The 20,850-nt window shown below is 35.8% G+C and carries 26 protein-coding genes; all 26 read left to right on the top strand.

Going from position 1 to position 20,850, the window contains the following annotated elements; genetic code table 11:
• Nucleotides 1-49 precede the first annotated feature (49 nt).
• Entirely contained in the window at nucleotides 50-370 is a 321-nt protein-coding gene (locus V4D30_RS08950) for a helix-turn-helix transcriptional regulator (RefSeq protein WP_353683982.1), read from the top strand.
• Nucleotides 371-441: 71 nt separating this feature from the next.
• Nucleotides 442-885, top strand: coding sequence for a 50S ribosomal protein L9 (rplI, locus tag V4D30_RS08945; RefSeq protein ID WP_353683981.1), 444 nt, complete (start codon nucleotides 442-444; stop codon nucleotides 883-885).
• On the top strand, nucleotides 885-2,267 hold the full coding sequence (gene dnaB / locus V4D30_RS08940) for a replicative DNA helicase (protein WP_353683980.1): 1,383 nt from the start codon (nucleotides 885-887) through the stop codon (nucleotides 2,265-2,267). Before rplI ends, dnaB begins: the two co-directional genes overlap by 1 nt.
• A 1-nt stretch (nucleotide 2,268) precedes the next feature.
• The gene (gene amrB / locus V4D30_RS08935) at nucleotides 2,269-3,075 is read left to right on the top strand and encodes an AmmeMemoRadiSam system protein B (protein ID WP_353683979.1); all 807 of its coding nucleotides are present in this window, start codon (nucleotides 2,269-2,271) and stop codon (nucleotides 3,073-3,075) included.
• On the top strand, nucleotides 3,065-3,667 hold the full coding sequence (locus tag V4D30_RS08930) for a molybdenum cofactor guanylyltransferase (protein ID WP_353683978.1): 603 nt from the start codon (nucleotides 3,065-3,067) through the stop codon (nucleotides 3,665-3,667). The genes amrB and V4D30_RS08930 overlap by 11 nt, the downstream gene beginning before the upstream one ends.
• Nucleotides 3,655-3,837, top strand: coding sequence for a twin-arginine translocase TatA/TatE family subunit (locus V4D30_RS08925; protein ID WP_353683977.1), 183 nt, complete (start codon nucleotides 3,655-3,657; stop codon nucleotides 3,835-3,837). Before V4D30_RS08930 ends, V4D30_RS08925 begins: the two co-directional genes overlap by 13 nt.
• 2 nt (nucleotides 3,838-3,839) lie before the next feature.
• Entirely contained in the window at nucleotides 3,840-4,934 is a 1,095-nt protein-coding gene (gene alr, locus V4D30_RS08920; RefSeq protein ID WP_353683976.1) for an alanine racemase, read from the top strand.
• Entirely contained in the window at nucleotides 4,928-6,106 is a 1,179-nt protein-coding gene (locus V4D30_RS08915) for a pyridoxal phosphate-dependent aminotransferase (protein WP_353683975.1), read from the top strand. The genes alr and V4D30_RS08915 overlap by 7 nt, the downstream gene beginning before the upstream one ends.
• Complete coding sequence (gene era, locus V4D30_RS08910) at nucleotides 6,103-6,972, top strand: GTPase Era (RefSeq protein ID WP_353683974.1); 870 nt, start codon at nucleotides 6,103-6,105, stop codon at nucleotides 6,970-6,972. The genes V4D30_RS08915 and era overlap by 4 nt, the downstream gene beginning before the upstream one ends.
• A 1-nt stretch (nucleotide 6,973) precedes the next feature.
• Nucleotides 6,974-7,426, top strand: a complete 453-nt coding sequence (locus tag V4D30_RS08905; protein ID WP_059176716.1) for a bifunctional nuclease family protein — start codon at nucleotides 6,974-6,976, stop codon at nucleotides 7,424-7,426.
• Entirely contained in the window at nucleotides 7,426-8,121 is a 696-nt protein-coding gene (gene recO, locus V4D30_RS08900) for a DNA repair protein RecO (protein ID WP_353683973.1), read from the top strand. The genes V4D30_RS08905 and recO overlap by 1 nt, the downstream gene beginning before the upstream one ends.
• A gap of 7 nt (nucleotides 8,122-8,128) precedes the next feature.
• Entirely contained in the window at nucleotides 8,129-8,320 is a 192-nt protein-coding gene (locus tag V4D30_RS08895; protein WP_353683972.1) for a hypothetical protein, read from the top strand.
• Between the two features lie 373 nt (nucleotides 8,321-8,693).
• Nucleotides 8,694-8,855: a hypothetical protein gene (locus tag V4D30_RS08890; protein ID WP_353683971.1), complete on the top strand. Its 162-nt coding sequence runs from the start codon at nucleotides 8,694-8,696 to the stop codon at nucleotides 8,853-8,855.
• Complete coding sequence (locus V4D30_RS08885; protein ID WP_353683970.1) at nucleotides 8,856-9,443, top strand: MarC family protein; 588 nt, start codon at nucleotides 8,856-8,858, stop codon at nucleotides 9,441-9,443.
• Nucleotides 9,443-9,943 (top strand): cob(I)yrinic acid a,c-diamide adenosyltransferase, encoded by a 501-nt coding sequence (locus tag V4D30_RS08880; RefSeq protein ID WP_353683969.1) that lies wholly within the window; start codon nucleotides 9,443-9,445, stop codon nucleotides 9,941-9,943. The genes V4D30_RS08885 and V4D30_RS08880 overlap by 1 nt, the downstream gene beginning before the upstream one ends.
• Complete coding sequence (locus tag V4D30_RS08875; protein ID WP_353683968.1) at nucleotides 9,943-10,581, top strand: histidine phosphatase family protein; 639 nt, start codon at nucleotides 9,943-9,945, stop codon at nucleotides 10,579-10,581. The genes V4D30_RS08880 and V4D30_RS08875 overlap by 1 nt, the downstream gene beginning before the upstream one ends.
• A complete protein-coding gene (gene lpxK, locus V4D30_RS08870; RefSeq protein WP_353683967.1) occupies nucleotides 10,568-11,548 on the top strand; it encodes a tetraacyldisaccharide 4'-kinase in 981 nt (326 codons plus the stop codon). The genes V4D30_RS08875 and lpxK overlap by 14 nt, the downstream gene beginning before the upstream one ends.
• Complete coding sequence (locus tag V4D30_RS08865; RefSeq protein ID WP_353683966.1) at nucleotides 11,535-11,984, top strand: hypothetical protein; 450 nt, start codon at nucleotides 11,535-11,537, stop codon at nucleotides 11,982-11,984. The genes lpxK and V4D30_RS08865 overlap by 14 nt, the downstream gene beginning before the upstream one ends.
• 217 nt (nucleotides 11,985-12,201) lie before the next feature.
• Nucleotides 12,202-12,828, top strand: coding sequence for a prepilin-type N-terminal cleavage/methylation domain-containing protein (locus tag V4D30_RS08860; RefSeq protein ID WP_353683965.1), 627 nt, complete (start codon nucleotides 12,202-12,204; stop codon nucleotides 12,826-12,828).
• 17 nt (nucleotides 12,829-12,845) lie between these two features.
• On the top strand, nucleotides 12,846-14,696 hold the full coding sequence (locus tag V4D30_RS08855) for a Wzy polymerase domain-containing protein (protein ID WP_353683964.1): 1,851 nt from the start codon (nucleotides 12,846-12,848) through the stop codon (nucleotides 14,694-14,696).
• A 152-nt stretch (nucleotides 14,697-14,848) separates the two neighbouring features.
• Complete coding sequence (locus tag V4D30_RS08850) at nucleotides 14,849-15,013, top strand: hypothetical protein (RefSeq protein WP_353683963.1); 165 nt, start codon at nucleotides 14,849-14,851, stop codon at nucleotides 15,011-15,013.
• 76 nt (nucleotides 15,014-15,089) lie between these two features.
• Nucleotides 15,090-15,911, top strand: a complete 822-nt coding sequence (locus V4D30_RS08845) for a putative CRISPR-associated protein (protein ID WP_353683962.1) — start codon at nucleotides 15,090-15,092, stop codon at nucleotides 15,909-15,911.
• The gene (gene csm6, locus V4D30_RS08840) at nucleotides 15,898-17,031 is read left to right on the top strand and encodes a CRISPR-associated ring nuclease Csm6 (protein ID WP_353683961.1); all 1,134 of its coding nucleotides are present in this window, start codon (nucleotides 15,898-15,900) and stop codon (nucleotides 17,029-17,031) included. The genes V4D30_RS08845 and csm6 overlap by 14 nt, the downstream gene beginning before the upstream one ends.
• Nucleotides 17,032-17,125: 94 nt before the next feature.
• Nucleotides 17,126-19,699, top strand: a complete 2,574-nt coding sequence (gene cas10, locus V4D30_RS08835; RefSeq protein WP_353683960.1) for a type III-A CRISPR-associated protein Cas10/Csm1 — start codon at nucleotides 17,126-17,128, stop codon at nucleotides 19,697-19,699.
• The gene (csm2, locus tag V4D30_RS08830) at nucleotides 19,696-20,124 is read left to right on the top strand and encodes a type III-A CRISPR-associated protein Csm2 (RefSeq protein WP_353683959.1); all 429 of its coding nucleotides are present in this window, start codon (nucleotides 19,696-19,698) and stop codon (nucleotides 20,122-20,124) included. The genes cas10 and csm2 overlap by 4 nt, the downstream gene beginning before the upstream one ends.
• Nucleotides 20,121-20,849, top strand: coding sequence for a type III-A CRISPR-associated RAMP protein Csm3 (gene csm3, locus V4D30_RS08825; protein WP_353683958.1), 729 nt, complete (start codon nucleotides 20,121-20,123; stop codon nucleotides 20,847-20,849). The genes csm2 and csm3 overlap by 4 nt, the downstream gene beginning before the upstream one ends.
• Nucleotide 20,850: the final 1 nt, after the last annotated feature.

Raw genomic sequence — 20,850 nt, 5'->3', positions numbered from 1 at the left:
TAAATATTGATAGATTTTGAAGGGGTTGAAGATTTAATGTTTTAAGTTGATGAAAATAGGTGAAACAATAAAGAAGTTGAGAAAGGCAAAAGGGATTTCTCAGATGGAACTTGCCGACAGGATTGGAATAACCTATCAACAGCTTCAGAAGTATGAAAAAGGGAAATCAAAAATTACAATAGAAAGGCTTATTGATATAGCAAAAGCCCTTGATGTTCCCGTAAGCGTATTTTTCCATGAAGTATATGAAAAGGAAAGGAAATTTTATTCTGAAGATGAAGTTATTCTTATAGAACTTTACAGAAAACTTTCTGACGCTGAATTAAAAAAAGCATTATTGAAAATCATGAAAGAACTGAGCTCAAAATAGTCACACTTCCTATACTTATTTGTGCATATGGTATGATATATTTAAGTGAAAAAATTTTTTGGGAGGCAGTAATGAAGGTAATTCTCAAAGAAGATGTTCATGGATTGGGTAAAGCAGGACAGATTATCAATGTAAAAGATGGATATGCAAGAAACTATCTTCTGCCAAGAGGGCTTGTATTAATTGCTGATGAAAAAAACTTAAAAGCTCTTGAGTATCAAAAGAAAAAAATTGAAGAAGAAGCAAAGAAAAAGCGTCAGGATGCAGAATCAGTAGCAGAAAGACTCAGTGCTCTTGAACTTACAATTAAAGCAAAGGCTGGGGAAGACCAGAAACTTTTTGGTTCCATTACAGCAAAAGATGTAGCAGAAGCTTTACAAAATCATGGTTTTTCAATCGACAAGAGACAAATCAACATCTTAGAGCCCATAAAAAGATTGGGAGAGCATGAAGTAGAGGTTAAACTCCATTCAAATGTCAGTGCAAAATTAAAGATTAATGTTGTAGGAGAATAATGGCTTATTTAAAGGAAATAGATGCTACTGCCCTCAGACTACCACCTCAGAGCCTTGAGGCTGAACAAGCTGTTCTTGGTGCAATAATTCTTGAAGGAGACTCAATAACTAAAGTAATTGAAATAGTTTCACCAGAAGATTTCTATAGTGAAAGGCACAGAAAAATTTATCAGGCAATGCTTGAACTTTTTGATAAAAATGAGCCAATTGACCTCATCACTCTTACAGAACATTTAAGGGACAAAGGTGAGCTTGAAGAGGCTGGAGGAGTTAGTTATTTAGGAAATCTCACCACAGTAGTTCCTACAGCAGCAAATATAAAATATCATGCCAGACTTGTCAGAGAAAAGGCTTTGCTGAGGGCTATTATTCGTGCCTGCACTGAGATCGTTACAAAAGTTTATGAAGAGCCTGAGGATGCTGAGGAAATGATTGATTATGCTGAAAGATTAATCTTTGAAATTTCAGAAAAACGAACAAATACAAGCTTTTATCATATGAAAGATGTGGTGAAACATACTTTCAAGATAATAGAGAGCATGTATGAGAGAAAGGCAGTAATAACAGGCATTCCTTCAGGTTTCAAGGACCTTGACGAGTTAACCTCAGGTTTTCAGCCTGGGGATCTGATAATTATTGGTGGCAGACCTGGAATGGGAAAAACAGCTTTTTCATTAAACATTGCCCAGCATGTGGGAGTAGAGCTTGGAGAGCCTGTTGCCTTTTTCAGCCTTGAGATGTCAAAGGAGCAAATCGCAATGAGGCTTCTTAGCAGCATTGCAATGGTAAATTCCACAAGTCTCAGAAAGGGCTTTATAAGTAAGAAAGACTGGGAAAGAATTACAGATGCTGCTGTTAAACTTAGTGAAGCACCCATTTACATAGATGATTCCTCTCAGATGAGTGTTCTTGAGATAAGGGCAAAGGCAAGAAGGCTTAAAATGGAAAAAGGCAGGCTTGGACTGGTTATCATAGACTATCTTCAGCTTATGAGAAGCAGAAACTCATATGATGTAAGAGAGCAGGAAATAGCTGATATATCCCGTTCACTCAAAGCTATGGCAAAGGAGTTAAAAGTTCCTGTCATTGCATTGAGTCAGCTTAATCGCTCAGTGGAAAAAACTTCTGATAGAAGACCTACTCTGGCAAACTTAAGAGAATCAGGTGCAATTGAACAGGATGCAGATGTAATAATCTTTCTTTACAGAGACGAAGTATACAACAGGAAAAACTCTGCCAACAAAGGCAAAGCTGAAGTAATAGTGGCAAAGCAGAGAAATGGACCTACTGACACTGTGTATCTTACTTTTCTTGATGATTATACAAGATTCCTTGATTATACAGACAAGTACACAGGCACAGAAATACAAGAGGAAGTCTAAAATGCTTAGAAGAAAGCCAGCAGTTGCAGGATATTTTTATCCATCAAATCCTAAAGAACTTTTATATGAAGTGGAAGAATACATGACCCCACAGGCAAAACTGAAGGCTCGTGGTGCCATATGTCCTCATGCAGGATATGTTTATTCAGGTCATGTAGCAGGTGCTGTATACTCAAGAATTTCTCCTGGTGAAACGTTTATTCTTCTTGGACCAAACCATACAGGGTATGGAGCAGATATTTCTCTGATGGTTGAAGGACAGTGGGAAATTCCTCTTGGAAGTTTAAAGATAAATGAAGAACTTGCGAAAAAAATCATAGAAAATTCTTCTGCTACAGAAGACCTTCAGGCTCATCTTTACGAGCATTCACTTGAAGTTCAGCTCCCTTTTATTTATAAGCTAAACCCTCAGGCTCAGATTGTACCTATAACATTGAAAATGCTTTCACTTAAAGACAGTCTCAGTTTAGCACAGTGCATTGCTAAAGCAGTGGAAGAGCTTGCTGTTAAGGATAAAGTTGTTATTATTGCAAGCACAGATATGAGCCATTATTTACCCGATGATCTGGCAAGAAAGGTTGACTCCCTGGCAATTGAAAAAATTAAAGCCTTTGATCCAGAGGGACTTTACAACGCTGTATTAGAGCATGGGATATCAATGTGTGGAGTAATTCCTACCACAGTAATGCTTCAGGCAACAAAGCTTCTTGGTGCAAAGGAAGTTCAAATTATTAAATACGCAACCTCTGCTGAGGTTAGCAGAGACTATGATAAGGTTGTAGGATATCTCGGTGCAATTGTCATCTAAACTGCCTCTGACAGGTGTAATACTTGCTGGTGGAAAATCATCACGAATGAAAACAAATAAATGTTTGCTTTCTTTGAATAACAAGAAACTTATTGAAATTCTTCTCATAAACTTGAAAGAAATATTTGAAGAGCTTTTCATTGTTACAAACTTTCCTGAAGCATATTTTTATACAGGCTTTCCTCTGCTTGGAGATATTTATCCCTTTAAAGGACCCTTGGCAGGAATTCATGTGGCATTGAAGAACTCAAAATACGATGTCTTTGCTTTTGCCTGCGATATGCCCTTTGTTAAAAAGGAAATCGTTTATTTTCTTGGTGAAAAACATCGTAGTCAGAAAAACAACATAACTGTTTCCTGTTATAAGGAAAAGATTTATCCTTTACCAGGGATTTATTCAAAAGAGATTCTGAATGAATTAGAAAATTTACTTAAAGAAGACAAACTAAGCATGATTAGACTTATTGAAGATATTCATGCTCAGACAGTAGATGTTGCAAATTTAGATAAAGAAGGGTTATCTTTTATTAATGTAAACACAGAAGAAGACTTAAAATTTCTTGAAAAAGGAGGCAAAAGATGTTTGGGTTAGGAACACAGGAATTAATGCTAATTCTTATAATAGTGGTTATTCTTTTTGGGGCAACAAGACTGCCCCAGATTGGAAAAGGAATTGGCGAGGCTATAAGGAACTTTAAAAAAGCAACATCTGAAAAGGATGAGATTGATGTAACTCCAAAAAAGGATGAAGAGAAAAAATAGATGTGAGACTTCTTGAAGCAGAGATAGATTTAAAAGCATTAATTCACAACTTTCATACAGTTAAAGCTGTCCTCAAGCCAATTAATCCATCCTGCCGGATAATAGCAATTGTAAAAGCAGATGCCTATGGACATGGAGCAGTAGAGGTTGCCCGTGCTCTTGAAAAAAGATGCTTTGCCTTTGGAGTGGCTTTTTTAGAAGAAGCTGCTATATTACGAGAATCAGGAATAAAATCAAAAATTATTGTTCTCTTTGACAGAGAAGTGGAAGGTATATTTAAATACGATCTTACTCCAGTGGTCTTTGATTTTAAACAGGCTCAGGCTCTTTCAAAACAGGCTCAGAAAAAAGGAGTTGCTCTCCCTGTTCATATTAAAGTTGAGACAGGCATGGGAAGACTTGGAATTTATAATGCACCATGCAAAACAATTAAAAAAATTGCTCAGTTACCAAATATAAAAATTGAGGGTGTTATGAGTCATCTTTCAGAGGCTGAAAATAAAGAATGGACAACAGAACAAATAAGGAGATTTCAGGAGATTCAAAAATGCGTTAGCAATCTTGAAATTAATCCTGTTTTCCACATTTCAAACTCTCATGGAATTATATATCCTGAGGCTTTGTTTGATGCAATAAGACCTGGTTTGATGCTTTACGGATACAGTCAAAACTTTGAAAAAGAATTAAAACCATGCATGAAAGTTAAAACAAAAATTATTGACATAAGAAGGCTTCCAAAGGGTTCACCAATAAGTTATGGAAGAACCTTTATAACAAAAAAAGCCTCTCTCATTGGAGTTATTCCTGTGGGATATGCTGATGGATACTTCAGAAAATTAACTAACAGAGCAAAGGTTATTGTGAGAGGTAAAAAGGTGCCTGTTGTAGGGACAGTTTGCATGGATCTTACAATGATAGACCTTACAGATGTGCCAGATACAGAAATTGACGATGAAGTAATTTTGCTTGGAGAATCAGGAAATGAAAAAATTACAGCTCAGGATATTGCAGGATGGGCAGAAACTATACCCTATGAAGTATTAACTTCCTTAGGAAGCCGTGCAAAAAGAAAATATATTAAGGAGGAGGCATGTTAGCAGAGAGAACAAAAAAAATTAAACCTTCACCAACTCTTGCCGTTGACAGCCGAGCTAAGGAATTAAAAGCAAAGGGAATGGATGTTGTAAATTTTGGAGTTGGAGAGCCAGACTTTGATACTCCTGAACATATTAAAGAGGCTGCAATAAAGGCAATCAAAGATGGTTTTACAAAGTATACTCCTGTTGGTGGAATTGATGAGCTCAAAGAGGCAATAATTGAAAAACTTGAAAGAGACAATGGATTAAAGTATGAAAAAGCAAACATTTTAGTGTCCTCAGGTGCAAAACATTCTTTGTATAACATTGCTCAGGCATTATTTGGTCCAGGGGATGAAGTAATAATTCCCGCTCCTTACTGGGTTTCTTATCCTGATCAGGTTTTACTTAATGATGCCCAGCCTGTAATTGTTGAAACAAGGGAAGAATATGATTTTATGCTTCATCCCGAGGTTTTAAAAGAAAAGATTACTTCGCGCACAAAAGCAATTATTCTTAACTCACCATCAAATCCTACTGGTTTCATTTACACAAAAAAAGCCCTGGAACAGATCGCAGAAATTGCTTTAAAACACAATCTTTACATTATTTCTGACGAGATATATGAAAAACTGATTTATGATGGTGAAAAACACATAAGTATTGCCTCTTTAAGTGAAGAGGTTAAGAATAAAACTATCGTTGTAAATGGATTGAGTAAATCCCACGCAATGACTGGCTGGAGAATAGGATATGCAGCAGGACCTCAAGAGATTATAAAAACTATGACGACAATACAGAGTCAGTCCACATCAAATCCAACCTCTATTGCCCAGAAAGCAGCAGTGGCAGCACTGAGAGGACCTCAGGATTGTGTTGAACAGATGCGTCTGGAGTTCGAAAAAAGAAGAGACTATCTTGTCAAAGAGTTAAACAGCATTCCAGGAGTCTCCTGCAAAATGCCAAAAGGTGCTTTTTATGCTTTTCCAAATGTAGAAAAAATTCTTGGCAAAAACGGAATAAATTCATCAATGGATTTAAGCATCTACCTTCTTGAGAAAGCTCTTGTCGCTGTGGTTCCAGGTTCTGCCTTTGGTGCTGAAGGATATGTAAGAATATCCTATGCAACAAGCATGGAAAATATATCAAAAGGCATCAATAGAATACGCAAAGCAGTGGAAGAACTTAGATGAAATGTGGATATGTTGGAATAATTGGAAGACCAAATGTTGGTAAATCTACACTTCTGAATACAGTTGTTGGAGAGAAAATTGCCATCGTGACTGAAAAGCCTCAGACAACAAGAAATAGAATCATTGGAATAAAAAATCTTCCCCATGCTCAAATTATCTTTGTTGACACACCTGGAATTCACAAACCAAGACATAAACTTGGTGAATTTATGGTTAAAGAATCTCATCAGGCAATGGACATGGTTGACTTAATAGTTTTCATGGTAGAACCAGTGAATCCTTCTGAAACTGAATTTTCAATTATTGAAAAACTAAAAAAGCTCAATAAACCTGTTATTCTCACAATTAATAAAATAGACACAATCTCAAAGCAGAGCCTTCTTCCTTTAATAGATCTGTATAAAGATTTATATCCATTCAAGGAAATAATTCCCATTTCTGCCCTTAAAAACGACGGGATTGAACGCCTGCTTGACAGAATTATTTTTTATCTTCCAGACTCTGCGAAGCTTTATCCAGAGGATATGCTTACTGATCAGGCAGAAAGATTTATGGTTGCTGAGTTCATAAGAGAAAAAATTATGAAATACACTTATAATGAAATTCCTTATTCAGTGGCTGTTGAAATAGAAAAATGGGAAGAAATAAAAAAACTGCTCAAAATTGGAGCAAATATTTATGTTGAAAGAGAAGGACAGAAAATTATTATAATAGGGGAAAAGGGTGAGAGGTTGAAAAAAATTGCTCAAGAGGCAAGGCTTGATATTGAGAGATTTCTGGGAACAAAAGTTTTTCTTGAAGTCTGGGTAAAAGTTAGAAAAAAGTGGAGGCAAAGAGATATAATATTAAAATCACTGGGGTATTGAGATGTTAATTGAGATGAAAGTAGAAGGATTGTTATTTGATCCAAGAAGTGGAATGTATATTCTGTTACTTCAACAGATAGATGGAGATGAAACCCTTCCCATATGGATTGGCAAACCAGAGGCTGACTCAATTGCACTGGCACTTGGTAAGGTGCTTACTCCAAGACCTTTAACGCACGATCTGATAAAAAACATTCTTGAGGAACTTGAAGTTCGGATTACAAAAGTTGTTATAACTGACTTAATTGACAATACTTATTATGCTCTAATATATGCTCACGACGGAGTAAGAGAAAGAGCTATTGACTCTCGCCCTTCTGATGCTGTTGCCATTGCTTTAAGGGTTCAGGCGCCAATATTTGTTGAGGAAGGAATCTTTGAGTTGAGAAAAGCAGATGAGCTTGAAGAGTGGCTCAAAAATCTTAAACCTGAAGATTTTGGCAATATAATGTAGTGATTTATTCCACTGAAGGAATTGTCCTCAAAAATACAGACTATGCCGAGGCAGATTTAATCGTTACTTATCTCAGTAAAGATTTTGGATTAATAAATCTTTTTGCAAAAAGCCCTCGCAAAATAAAAAGCCGCTGGGGAAGTTCCTTTGAACCTTTAACCTATGCAAGAATCTCATTTATCGGGAAAGAAGATAAACTTCAGAAAATAATTCAATCCGACATAATAAAGCCTTTCCAGACAATAAGGGAAAACTATAGGCTCTTCTTAAAGCTGTCAGAGGTTTTAAGCCTCTTTTTAGATATTCTTCCAAAAAGAGAGCCAAATCATGAAATTTTCTCTCTTTTTTTAGAAACTCTTTTTTTTATGGAGAACACGCAAAGGGCAGAAAACTACATTGTTTTTCTTAAACTAAAGACATTAAAAATTCTCGGCTATCTTCCCGATTTCAGCCATTGTGGAGTCTGCCGTGGTTCTTTAAATGGAGAGTCCTTTTATTCCGATGGTTTTGTAATCTGCAAAAAATGCGCTTCCAACAGAGAATCTCATATGCTGTCTCAGGGAGTTTTAAAGCTTCTCAATACAATCTCCCAATGGAGATTGTCATATCTTGAAAGAGTAAAGATTGCAGAAAAATTGATGAATGAAATGGAAAAATTTTTAAAAAATCACATTTCAAACACTGTTAAGGTATAATAAAAGCATGGAATACAGGCAGAAATACTTTGATTTTATTGAAAAGCTTTCATTTGACAGAGATGATTTTTTCAAAAAATATCTGCAAACACTTAAAATAAAACTAAAAACTCTTGGTGCAAGGAAGATTTACACTAAAGGCGGGTATTATTGGGAATTAAAGCCTGATTATAAATTTGGAGAAATAATTGAGTTATGACAACTCATCAGCTCGCAAAAGAATATGATATAAAGAAATTCTATTTTGTCATTCTGAGGGTGGCATCCCACCCGAGGAATCTCTGATTTGTTCAGATACTGAAAAAAGGAGATTCCTCGCTTCGCTCGGAATGACAAAGTATGGGCAGGCTCGGAATGACAAAGTATGGGCAGGCTCGGAATGACAAAAAAGCTCAGGATACAAAAGAGCTCGGGATGACAACTTTAAGGAGGTGGAGAAGAGTGCTATGTCTGTCTTTGTCAGACTCGCAATTGAAAAATGTCATCCACAGTCAAAGCAGTTTGTACTCCTTAGTGAAGGTGGAGGTTATTGAAATTTTAAACAGTCGCTAATAAAACCTTAGGAGGTAGCAATGGCAGAGCAAAAACCAATGTGTATTATCTGTGCATGGAGGGCAACATGCCAGAAACAGTTTTCCCTTAAAGCAGGGCAGAGATGTCCTGACTTTGTAAAAGATGTAACAGTAAAAACTGAAGAGGAAGAACAAGAAAAGGAAAAAGAAGAAAAAGAATAAGTGGAAATAATAAAGACATTTTTACTCACATTTATACCCATTTTTGTGGCAATTGATGCACCTGGAATTCTGCCTCTTTACATCTCACTTGTTGAAGGCATTCCAGAGGCTCAAAGAAAACACATTGCAAGGCAGTCTGTAATTACAGCCTTTCTTGTGGCAATCTCTTTTCTGTTTCTGGGAAACTTCATATTTTCTCTGCTTGGAATAAAGCTTGAAGACTTCATGATTGCTGGAGGGATTCTTCTCTTAATTCTTTCAATCTCAGATATTCTAACACTAAAAAAAGAGCTTTCAATAACTGACACTCTTGGAGTTGTTCCCATAGGAACACCCCTGCTTACAGGTCCTGCTACTCTTACAACACTAATTATTCTTGCAGGAAGTTACGGATATCCGATTGTGATTTTTTCCCTTTCTCTTAATCTTTTGATTGCATGGGTAATGCTTGAAAAAGCAGATTTTGTAATAAAAGTAATGGGAGTTCACGGAATAAAAGCCTTTGCAAAAGTTATGGCTTTACTTTTGAGTGCCATTGCTGTAAGCCTTATTAAAAAGGGATTGACAAAGATTTTAGGAGTCAGTTAATGATTCAGGTTTACACAGGTGATGGAAAGGGTAAAACAACAGCAGCAGTAGGAGCTACGATAAGGGCAGTTGGAAACGGTTTAAAAGTTTTGTTTGTCCAGTTTATAAAAGGTGCTCACACAGGAGAGATTGAAGTATTTCAGAAATTTCCGGATTTGATTAAAGTTTACCGATGTAGCACCGGCTTTGTTTATGGAAAGCCTTTACCTTCTCAAATAAGTGTTGTAGTGGAATGTATTAAAGAGATTGAAACTCTTACTAAAAAAGAACATTACGATTTGATAGTGCTTGATGAACTTACTGTAGCATTAAACACAGGCTTAATCTCAAAGGAGCAGGTGCAAAATCTTATAGCCCTTGCCCAAGATGCAGAGCTTATAATTACTGGAAGAAATGCACCAGACTGGCTTATTGAAAAGGCAGATTTAGTTACAGAGATGAAGAAGATTAAACACTATTTTGAAAGAGGAATAAATGCAAGAAGGGGGATTGAATACTGATGAATCCAACATTAGTAATTTATCTTTTGAGACATGGACAAACAGAGGGAGCAAGAAAAGTCTATAAAGGTCACATTGATGTTCTGTTAAGCAAAGAAGGAGAGGCTCAGATTGAGAAAGTTTCCAATTTTTTAAAGAAGTACATAAAAAAATATAATCTCAAGCCTGAAGTAATCTATTCATCACCCCTTAAAAGAGCCATTACTTCAGCAGAAATTTTAAGCAAAACTCTTTCATTAAAAGTAAGACCTGAGGAGCTTTTAAAGGAACGAAGCTTTGGAAAATGGGAAGGCTTAAGCATAAATGAAATAGTATCACTTTATCCTGATGACTTTGAAAGATGGAGGCTCAATCCAGTACAGTTTTCACCTCCAGAAGGTGAATCCACCATAGAGGTAAGCAAGAGAGCTACTGAGGCATTAAAGAAGATTATTAAAAACCATAAAAACAGCCAGATTTTTATCACAGCCCATGGAGGAATAAACAGAGTAATTTTATGCAATCTTCTTGGAATGCCCCTTGAAAACATATTTAGAATTGAGCAGGATTTTGCCTGTGTTAATATAATTGAATTTTACGAAAGCGAGCCTGTCGTTAAGCTCGTAAATGGCGTCTTCTGGAAAAATGAATATTTTTGAAAGGCTTTATCTATGTTTTTACCTTCGTAAAAAAAAGAAACTCCTAAACTGTCAGAAAAAGCTTCCATTTCCTGTAATCAGCGTTGGAAATCTGACAGTTGGAGGAACAGGGAAGACTCCTTTTACAATCGCTTTTTCAAAGGAGTTAAAAAAAGCAGGCTATGAGCCAGTTATTCTTACCCGTGGATATAGAGGCAGGCTAAAAGGACCTGTAATCGTCTCTGAAGATATGAATGCAGAGGATGCCGGAGATGAGCCATTGATGATGGCTATGGAAGGTCTTAAAGTAGTAAAAGGTGCTGATAGATACGCTGCTGGAGTGTATGCCATTGAGAAATTCGGATTTGATGAACATAACAAAGCAGTATTTATTCTTGATGATGGATTTCAGCACTGGAAGCTTTACAGAGATTTAAACATTTTACTCGTTGATGGATATAAAGGTTTTGGAAACTTCCGTTTGCTTCCATCTGGACCTTTAAGGTCTCCACTCAATGAAATCTTTGAAGCAAACATGATATTTATAACAAAAAAAGAAAATGAAACTTTGAAAGACAAACTCAAAGCATATGGAGCTAAGGAAATACATTTTGCACCAATAAAAATTGAAGGAATTAAAAACCGGGATGGCAGAGACATTCAACCAGATGGTAAAAGAGCTTTTGCCTTTGCAGGGATTGGCAATTTTCAGAGCTTCATAGACTGCCTAAGCAAGCTTAATCTTAAAATTATCGGACAGAAAAAATTTATTGACCACAAGAGATACACTGAAAAAACTATTAAAAAAATTGAAAAACTTGCCAGAGACTCAGAACTCCTTATCACAACAAAAAAGGATTTCGTAAAGATAAAGGATAAGATTTTGAAACCAGAGCTATGCTATCTTGAAGTATCTTTGAAAATTAATAAAAAATCTGTTGCCAATATAATTGATTTTTTATTAAAATTGAAGCATGATAGAGCTTGAAAAGAAAATTTCCAGCGCACTCACCACAATTTTATTGATTTTTCTGATTTTTACTAGCTCAGCAGTTTTTGCAAAGGATTTCTCTCAGGAAGACAGGGAAAGACTGATAAGGCTTGAGACGACCTTAAAGGAGTTCAAAGAATCTGTTGACAAGAGATTTGAACAGATTGACAAGAGATTTGAACAGATTGACAAACGGCTTGAATTCATGCAAAATCTTATGATAGGAATGCTTGGAGTATTTGGAGGACTATGCGGAGTATTTGTAGGATTACTCTTATGGGATAGAAAAACTTTTAAGGAGAATGCAAAAGAAGAAGCAATGAAAGAAATTGAGGCAAAATACAGGGTGGGAGACTGGATTACTGCATTAAAGGAGTATTCAAAGGAAAGACAGGATCTGGCAGAGATTCTCAAAAAATTGAATTTATTGTAGAGTTGCTGGTTTAGTTAAGAAAGGAGGTGAGAGGAACTCTGGAGGAAGGATGTCATAACTGCCAATATGGGCGTCATGGTGGTTATGACAGATTCCGAGTGACGCAACCGGCCTCCTGTTAATGCAATGACATTTTTTGTTATGTTGCTTTGTATTGATATTCTGAAGTAAGTGGCATTGAATTTGCATGAACAAAATCAAAAAAGGAGGTCAGGTTATGAAGTATTTAAGAAGTAACAGAGGTTTTACTCTTGTTGAGTTAGCAATTGTTCTTGTGATCATTGGAATCATTCTCGGTGCAGTGCTAAAGGGACAGGATTTGATTCAGAATGCAAGACATAAGAAATTTATCAATGATGCTGGCAGAAAATTTGAAGTTGCCACATGGACATTTTTTGACAGAAATGGAAGATTCCCTGGAGATCCCGATAAAAATGGAATCATAAATGATGGAACAGGAACACCTGATGTCCATCAGGACCTTGTTACAAACTCCAAGTTGCTTAGTGATACTGATAATCCAGTAACCCTTGGAAGTTTCAGCTTTTATGTTGGTCTGGGAAATGATGGTGGTACTCCCAAAAAGAATGTCCTTGTAATATGTCCAGGGACAGGAGGTTCGTGTAATGGGAGCATCACTGACGATGAGTTAGAGTTCTTTAAAGCCTTTGATACATCAATTGATGGGACAACTGATGCTGGCTCTGGCGTAGTAAGAGGTGCAACTAGTGCTACTTTTAATTCGGGCACGTGGATAATGACACCAACGGGTATACAGAATACGTCTACTGACTGGAGTTCCGCAATGAAAGCCCTTGTTTACTACTTTGACAGAAAACCATAAAAACTTAGGGGAGGCGTATGCCTCCCTTTCTTAAAATTAATAAGCTTTCAGCTGAAAGAATCCTGCTTTTTATTCTGAGTTTTGTTTTTTTATTTATAATGCATATATTCCTTCCAAATATTGGAGGAGTTATTGCAAAGCAGGTTGAATATGTCATATGGTTTTGTTCAGGAGCAGTTGTTTTTATTGCAGGATTGAAAGTAATCGGAAGCAAAACTATAAAAGACTCTCCGCTAAAAATATACATTCTTCTTTTTATTGCTCTGTGGATTGGTAGCATAGTTTTCAACCCAATAAGAAATCTTGATTATTTTTTAATAAGCTCAGCATGGCTTTCTGGCGGATTTGTTCTCTGGTTTGCACTTATTCAATATGAACTCACAGTAAGACAGAAGCTTTTTATTCTTTTTTTGATATTTTTATCCGCTTTAATTGAATCCATGATAGGAATAATCCAGTTTTTCGGACTTTACAGATACATTCCTGTTAGTCCATCCCCTGAGGCAGGAATGGTTGGAGGAGTATTTCAGCAAAAGAATCTTTTTGCATCATGGATAGCAACAGGGCTTATTATAAGTCTTTACCTTATTTCAACAGCATGGCTCAGAAGCTTTTCAAAGGCTAAAAAAATATTATTTTTTTCAGGAGTCTTTGTTTTATCACTAAGTCTTATTATTGCAGAGTCAAGGACAGGACTTCTCGGTGTGGCAGTTGCAATGACTTTAATCTTTATATCCAGATGGAAAAATTACAGAGCAATAAAAAAGACTGTTTTTGTCTTGATAATGATTTTTATTGCAGGATTTTCAACTGGATTTCTCCTTCTATCCATTCAGGATCAGCTTAGTATAGAAAAACTCGCATTGAAAAAAATAAAATGGTTCTCTGATCCTGAACAGATCTCCTACAGAGAAAGAATTCTAATGTATGAAACATCCTTTGAGATGTTCAGGGAAAAACCGATCACAGGACAGGGATTTTCAAATTTTGGTAGTCTTTACATGTATTATCAGGCAAAGGTTAAAAAACTGCATCCTCAGTATTATAAAGGAACTGGAAATCAATATACCCATCATCCTCACAATGAGCTTTCTCTTATAGTAGCAGAAAGTGGAGGCATGGGAATTGCAGGGCTTTTAATTCTTTTATATGGGGTTTTAAGGTTTTGTAAGAAAATTGGCTTAACACGGGCAGTTGCTTATACTGGTCTTTTGACACCTTTTTCAATTCATATGATGCTTGAGTATCCCCTTCATCTTTCAGTGGCTCACTGGTTTGCCTTTTTGCTTATTGGTGCAATTGCAACATCTCATTTTTTAAAGAAAACTGAGTTAAGAATTAAAAAAATTCTACAGGTTATATCAGTGGCAACAGTTTCAGTTTTATTTCTACTTTTTTCAGTTTTCATAGTAAAAATCTTTATTGCCTATAATCAGCTCGTTATATGGTATATAGATTACTCTGAAGGAAAACAGGCTTACATTGAAAACCTGATTCCTGCAAAAGAAAATATTTATTTAAGAAACTGGGCTATGCCAATGTATATGTTTTACAGCGCTGAGAATGCATTGAAGGATATTGACAAAAATAAAGAGTTTTTGCTCGATTTTTTAGAGTGGGCAGAGGCTGAAAAGAAAAGAATTCCTATACCTCAGGTTTTTCAGTATGATGCTTTTGTTTTATTCAATCTTGGGAAACACTTTGACAGATTTGAATACTTAAGTGAAGCAGCAAAATCAACTGAAGAGGGGCTTAAGCTCTATCCTGATAATCAAGAACTTAAAAACCTACGGAGGGTTATTCTGGTTGAGGCTTTTAAAAGGATACTCAATAACTTTAAAAAAAATAATCTGAAACAGCAGGCGTAAAAAGTAGAGATTCCTTGGACAGACACTGCTATTACTCGGGGCAAGCTCTAGAATGACAACATTCAGGCGCAACTTCAAATTGACTTACTTCCGATAACATTGCTAATATTAACTATGCCAGACGCTATCCTTTTTAGAAAATTGTGAAATCTATGCTTCTTGTAGGTATTGTTCTTATTTTGATTGGCTACTTTATTCTGTTTTCAGTCCCTTCAGAGGCAACACCAGAAAGAATTATGAATCAAGCAATGACTGGTATTGGATTAAGCATCGCAGGTGCTATTTTTTTAATAATTCACATTTATAAAAAGACCTGAACTAATCGCAAACATAAATCAAAATCTCTTGACTTTTTTAGCCATCTATGTTTTTAATAAATAAATTCTTAAAGCAATGAAAGAGCTTCACATAATAAGTACAGGTATATCTCTTTTAACAAATGCGCAGAAAGCAGGAATTTTTCCTGAGAGAAAAATTTCTGACGAAGATTACTGGCAGAAGCTTCTCAATTCTGACATTGAAATTCATAAACTTGTGAACTTCCTGAAAAGCTCACCAATGAAAAACTCTGCTGAGATGAATACATTTTTAAGGGTTGTTGAGGGAAAATCCCCGAATTCCATTGAAGTTTATCTATTCGGCACAAAAACTGCATCAAATGAACTCTGCAGACTGGCAATTGAGCAGTTTCTGAAGGATGCAGGATATGAAATTTATACACCCTATGAAATAAGCGGATATTTCTGGGAGGCAAAGTATTATGAACCTTCTTACGCCATAGATAAATTTAAGCTCGGCATTTCAGAGCTTCTTGACAGATTAATTTGTCTTGCCAATACAAAAAAGAAACAGGGTTACAGAGTATTTTTCAATCCCACTGGAGGACTTAAAGCCCATGTAATTGCCACTGCTCTGGCAGGAATTCTTACAGACTGCCAGATTTATTATATGAACGAGGAATTTCACGAAGTTGTATTTTTACCAAAACTATTTTACCTTCCAAAAGGAAAAGAGCTTGAACTTCTTAAAAAATTAGCAGAAAAAAGAGTTTTCACCAGTAGAGACTATGAAGAACTGGAAAAAAACTATGAAGAAGAAATTGAAAGACTTGAGATTTACGGACTCATAGCAAGACTACCCGATGAATCACAGAAAGCTCTGTGGATAACCAACAGGGGGTTACTGTTTATAGCTGAATCAAATGAAAAAATTTAAAGAAATTCTCGTTTGTGTTATAGGTGGAACTCCTCAGATTATTACAGAAACCCTTTATGCTCTCGCCAATAAAGAGCCTCCAGTTTACATTGATGAGATATATATAATAACAACATCTGTTGGCAGGAAACAGATTGAAAATGCATTGATTAAAAAAGAAATTTTAAAACAGTTTCTCGTTGAATACAATCTCCCTTATGTTGAAATCAAGCCTTCGCAGGTCATTGTAATAAAAGATAAAAATGACAATGAAATTGAGGACATAAGAGATTCTTCTCATAGCGAGGCAACAGCCGACACAATCATCTCTTTAATAAAAGAGCTCACAAAAGACAGTTCTACAAGACTTCATTGCTCTCTTACAGGTGGAAGAAAAACAATGAGCTTTTATCTTGGCTCTGCAATGGAGCTTTTCGGACGCCCACATGACAGGCTTTATCATGTGCTTGTTTCACCAGAGTTTGAATCAAATCCAGAGTTTTTCTATAAACCGAAAAAAGAAAAGTTTATAAAGTGCAGACTTCAAGACGGCACAATAAAAGAAATAAGCACAGAGAAAGCAAAAATTGAGCTTATGGAACTTCCTTTTGTAAGGTTTTCTGGAAAGATTCAGTTTCATGGAAAAAACTTTAAAGAACTCATACGGGAGACTCAATCAGAAATTAATCTTGGAGGCTTTCAGCCTGAAATAATTCTTGATGTAAAAGAGCGAAAACTGGAAATTGCAGGAGTTTGCCTTACCCTGAATCCAGCTTTCATTGCTCTGTATGCCACATTACTTCAACAAAAACTTTCATGCACCAGAAAAAGAGTTTGTAGTAGCTGCACTGACTGCTATGTATCGCTAATTCAGATTACAGAGGAGCCTCTGGTAAAATGGTTTGCCAGGTTTTATTCAGAAGCTTACAAACCTGCCTTAGTTTCAGCGGAAGAAGTAGAGGAAAAAATAAGAAAAAAACTGAGTCTATACACTATAAGAAGTTACATAAGCAAAATAAATAATTCAATTTTTCAGGCTCTACCCGATAAAGCTATACATTGCAAAATTAACTCTATTAGGCGATATGGTGCAACTACCTATGGTATTGCTGTTGACAGAAGAAAAATAAAAATTAAATAAAAATATTGCAGCAACATTGTTTTTGAAAAAAAATTGAAAAAACTTAAGATAAAATAGATTTGAAATGACTCAATAAGACGCAAGGAGAAAAGTTATGAGCTTTAAAATCTTAAAAATTGCTTTGGCAGGCATGCTGCATGACATCGGAAAATTCATGGAAAGGGCTGAATTGAAGATACCACAGAAATACATAGATAATAATCAAGCACTATATCAACCAAAAACCCACTGGCATTATACTCACAAGCATGCTCTCTATACAGCTTACTTTATTGATGAAATGAGCGAATACTTTCCTAGCCAATTTACAGAATATTCCTCTCCAAAAGATTCTATCGTAAATCTATGCGCAAAACACCACAGACCAGACTCAGATTCTCCAGAACAAATAATAATTCAGGAAGCTGATTGCATAAGCAGTGGCATCGAGAGAAGAGAATTTGAAGAAAAAGAAGAAAGTGTGAGAAAAGCAAAGGAGATTCCTTTACTGTCAATATTTGAGGATATTTCTATTACCGAAAACTGGAAAGCAGTTAGCTCCCAGGAGTTCCGTTTTTCCTATCCTGTAAGAGAAATTTCTCCCGTAAATATTTTCCCCATAGAGAAACAGAATGTTACGGGACAGGCTTATTCTGAGCTTTATCAGAAATTTGTTAAAGTTTTTAAGAATCTCCCTCATAAAGACTCTCCCAGACTCTGGATGGAACATCTTGATTCAGCACTTTTTGTTTTCACAACATTGATCCCATCAGCCACACTTAAAGAGGCTCAAGGCAGGTTTGAAGAGATTATTTCAGATATCTCTCTTTATGATCATGGAAGACTTACTTCTGCTTTAGCAATTGCCATGTATCTTTATCATCTCTCAACAGATTCAATGGATGAAAATTCAATAAAAGCAAGAGATATCAAGAAATTTCTTTTAATTGAGGGAAATTTTTACGGAATTCAGGATTTTATATTTTCAGAAGGTGGCTCTACTGCTAAACATGCAGCAAAATTACTGAGAGGTAGATCCTTTTATGTTTCTCTATTAAGTGAGCTTGCTGCAGATTTTATCCTTGACAAACTAAACTTACCTTTCACATCAATTGTTACGAATGCAGCAGGAAAATTCAAAATTTTAGCCCCCAACACTGAAAAACATATTAATGCAGTGAAAGAAGCAGAAGATGAAATAAACCACTGGCTTGTAAAAAACTTTTATGGAGAGGTAAGCATTGGTCTGAGCTGGATTGAAGCCTCACCAGATGATTTCATTTGTAGCGGAGACAGTCTTGGTAGAGTTTTAAGAGCGATTGGAAATGCATCTGAGGAAAGAAAACTCAAAAAATTAGATCTTACTCTATATGGAGGCACTAAATCTACTGCAAGATATCTTGATACATTTTCCGATGCTGGAGTATGTTCCCTTTGCAATCGAAGAGCAGCAAAACTTGAAAATCAAATAAATGAAGACTACCTATGTGATATCTGTCATGATCACGTAAAAATTGGGGAAAATCTTGTTAAGAAAGATACTCTTGTTGTAGCAACAGCTGATGCAGAACTTCACGAAACACTAAAAATGCCAGTTTTTGATAAGTATCAGGTAAGTTTTCTCCCAGGAAGACTCTCAGAACTCGTAAGACAGAACAAAATAATTCATTACTGGAACATTAATTCTCTCTGGAAAAATGAGAATATTCTTGATGATTTTGTTTCAATTAAACTTATAAACGGCTATGTTCCAAGGTTTACCCCAGAATATAAAAATGAGATTGAAAAAATAACTTATGGAGAATCAGATAAAGAAGAAACTATTGAAGCTATTCAAAACCAGGCAATTCTTAACTTTCATCATATCGCAAGACTTGCTTTACAGAAAACAGAGCAGGGGATGAATGGAGTGGATGCTCTGGGAGTTTTTAAAGCCGACATTGATAATCTCGGAACCATATTTACTAAAGGATTAAGACCTGAAAAGAGAACTTTCTCAAGATATGCAGCACTTTCACGCCAGCTTAACCTCTTTTTTACACTTTATCTACCATATCTTTGTAAAACAGAGTTTAAAAACATCTATACAATTTTTGCCGGAGGAGATGACCTCTTTCTCATTGCTCCGTGGAGTGAAATAACGAGATTTTCAATGAGACTGTCAGAGGATTTTTACAGATACTGCTGTAACAACAGTGAAATTACTCTCTCAGCAGGAGTATATATTACTCAACCTGAAACCCCTGTGCTCAAAATGGCTGAAGCTTCAGAGAAAGCACTGGAAAAAGCAAAAAATAGTGGGAAAAACAAGATAACAATATTTAATTGTCCTGTTGAATGGAGCAGTATTGAAGAATTGGAAAAAATTAGACAGGAACTGGAAAGCTGGTTTGATGACGAACTTATAACCATTTCTTTCCTGTATAAACTAAACGAGCTGAGACAGCTTGCTGAAGAGGAGAAAGAGATACTGAAACGACAATTAATCCATGAAAAACTTAATCCTCTAATATGGAGAGCAAAACTTCATTATTTTGCCACAAGAAACATTGCAAAAGGGAAAAACAGAGAAGAGAGAATTAAAACAGTAGAAGAAGTCCTATCAAAACTCGTAATCTGGATAGAAAAATACAGGGAATCCTTCAGGATTCCCTTATGGCAAACAATTTACATGAGGAGGAAAGCATGAATACTAAACTACCAGAAATCAAATTCTGGAAAGATGAAGTTAAAGGTCTTGTTAATCCAGAACTGTTCTCAGAGGTAGCGAATAAATGGGCAGAGCAAATTAAAACAGCAGGTAAAAACAATAAAGACAGAAACAAAATTTCCCAGCTTAGAAAGTTTTACGATGAAGTTTTAATCTTTCATGGAAGAGTAAAAAACGAGGAAGAATTCCAGAAAATGCTTCCTTACATTAAGATTCTTAATGCCAAAGCATATTATGCTGAAGGAAGAAAACTTATCACAGAAGATTTTAGAGAGTTTATACAAAAAGCGTTAAGTCAGATTAAAAATAAAAGAGACTTTGATGTCTTTGTAAAATTTTTTGAAGCCTTCATGGGCTTTTACAAATACTACGATGAAAAATTAGATAAAGGAGGCAGCCGATGAAACTAAAGGAAATCAAAACAATCAAAGGCAAAATAATTCTTAGAACAGGACTTCACATTGGCTCAGGCAACATGGAAATGCAGATAGGAGGCACAGACAATCCTGTGATAAAACACCCCCATACCCAGGAACCCTACATTCCTGGCTCATCACTAAAAGGCAAAATAAGAAGTCTTCTTGAATACTACTACGGTGTTGTTGCAGAATCTGCAAAAACTGAAGATTACAAAAAATCTGGTGGTCTTGCCTCCTGCGAACTTTACAGAAGAGCAAACGGCGATGTTAAAAAACACATAAAAAACATACTCAAAGTATTTGGTTCAGCTGCATCTGATGAAGAATTACTTGTAGAGTTTGGACCAACGAGGGTATCTTTCAGTGACTGTAGCCTCAGTGAAGATTTCAAAAAAGAAGCTGAAGAAAAACAGTGGAGTTACATAGAAGTAAAATCTGAAAACAGAATAAATCGCATTACAGGAACAGCAAAGGATCCAAGATTTATTGAGAGAGTTCCAGCAGGCGCTAAATTTGATTTTGAAGTTTACTTTAAAATTCTTGACGATGAAGATGAAGAGCTCTTTGAAAACTATTTACTTACAGGGTTGAAACTTCTTGAGATGGACTCTCTTGGAGGTTCAGGAAGTCGTGGATACGGAAAAATTGAGTTCCAATTTTACGATAAACAAATAAGGGAAAAATTTAACTCTTTAAAGCTATGGGGGTAAA

The organism is Thermodesulfovibrio sp. 3907-1M (assembly GCF_040450955.1).
In the GTDB taxonomy this organism is placed as follows: Bacteria; Nitrospirota; Thermodesulfovibrionia; order Thermodesulfovibrionales; family Thermodesulfovibrionaceae; genus Thermodesulfovibrio; species Thermodesulfovibrio autotrophicus.
The sequence above is the reverse complement of the archived record's forward strand: the minus strand, read 5'-3'. Positions and strand labels throughout refer to the sequence as shown.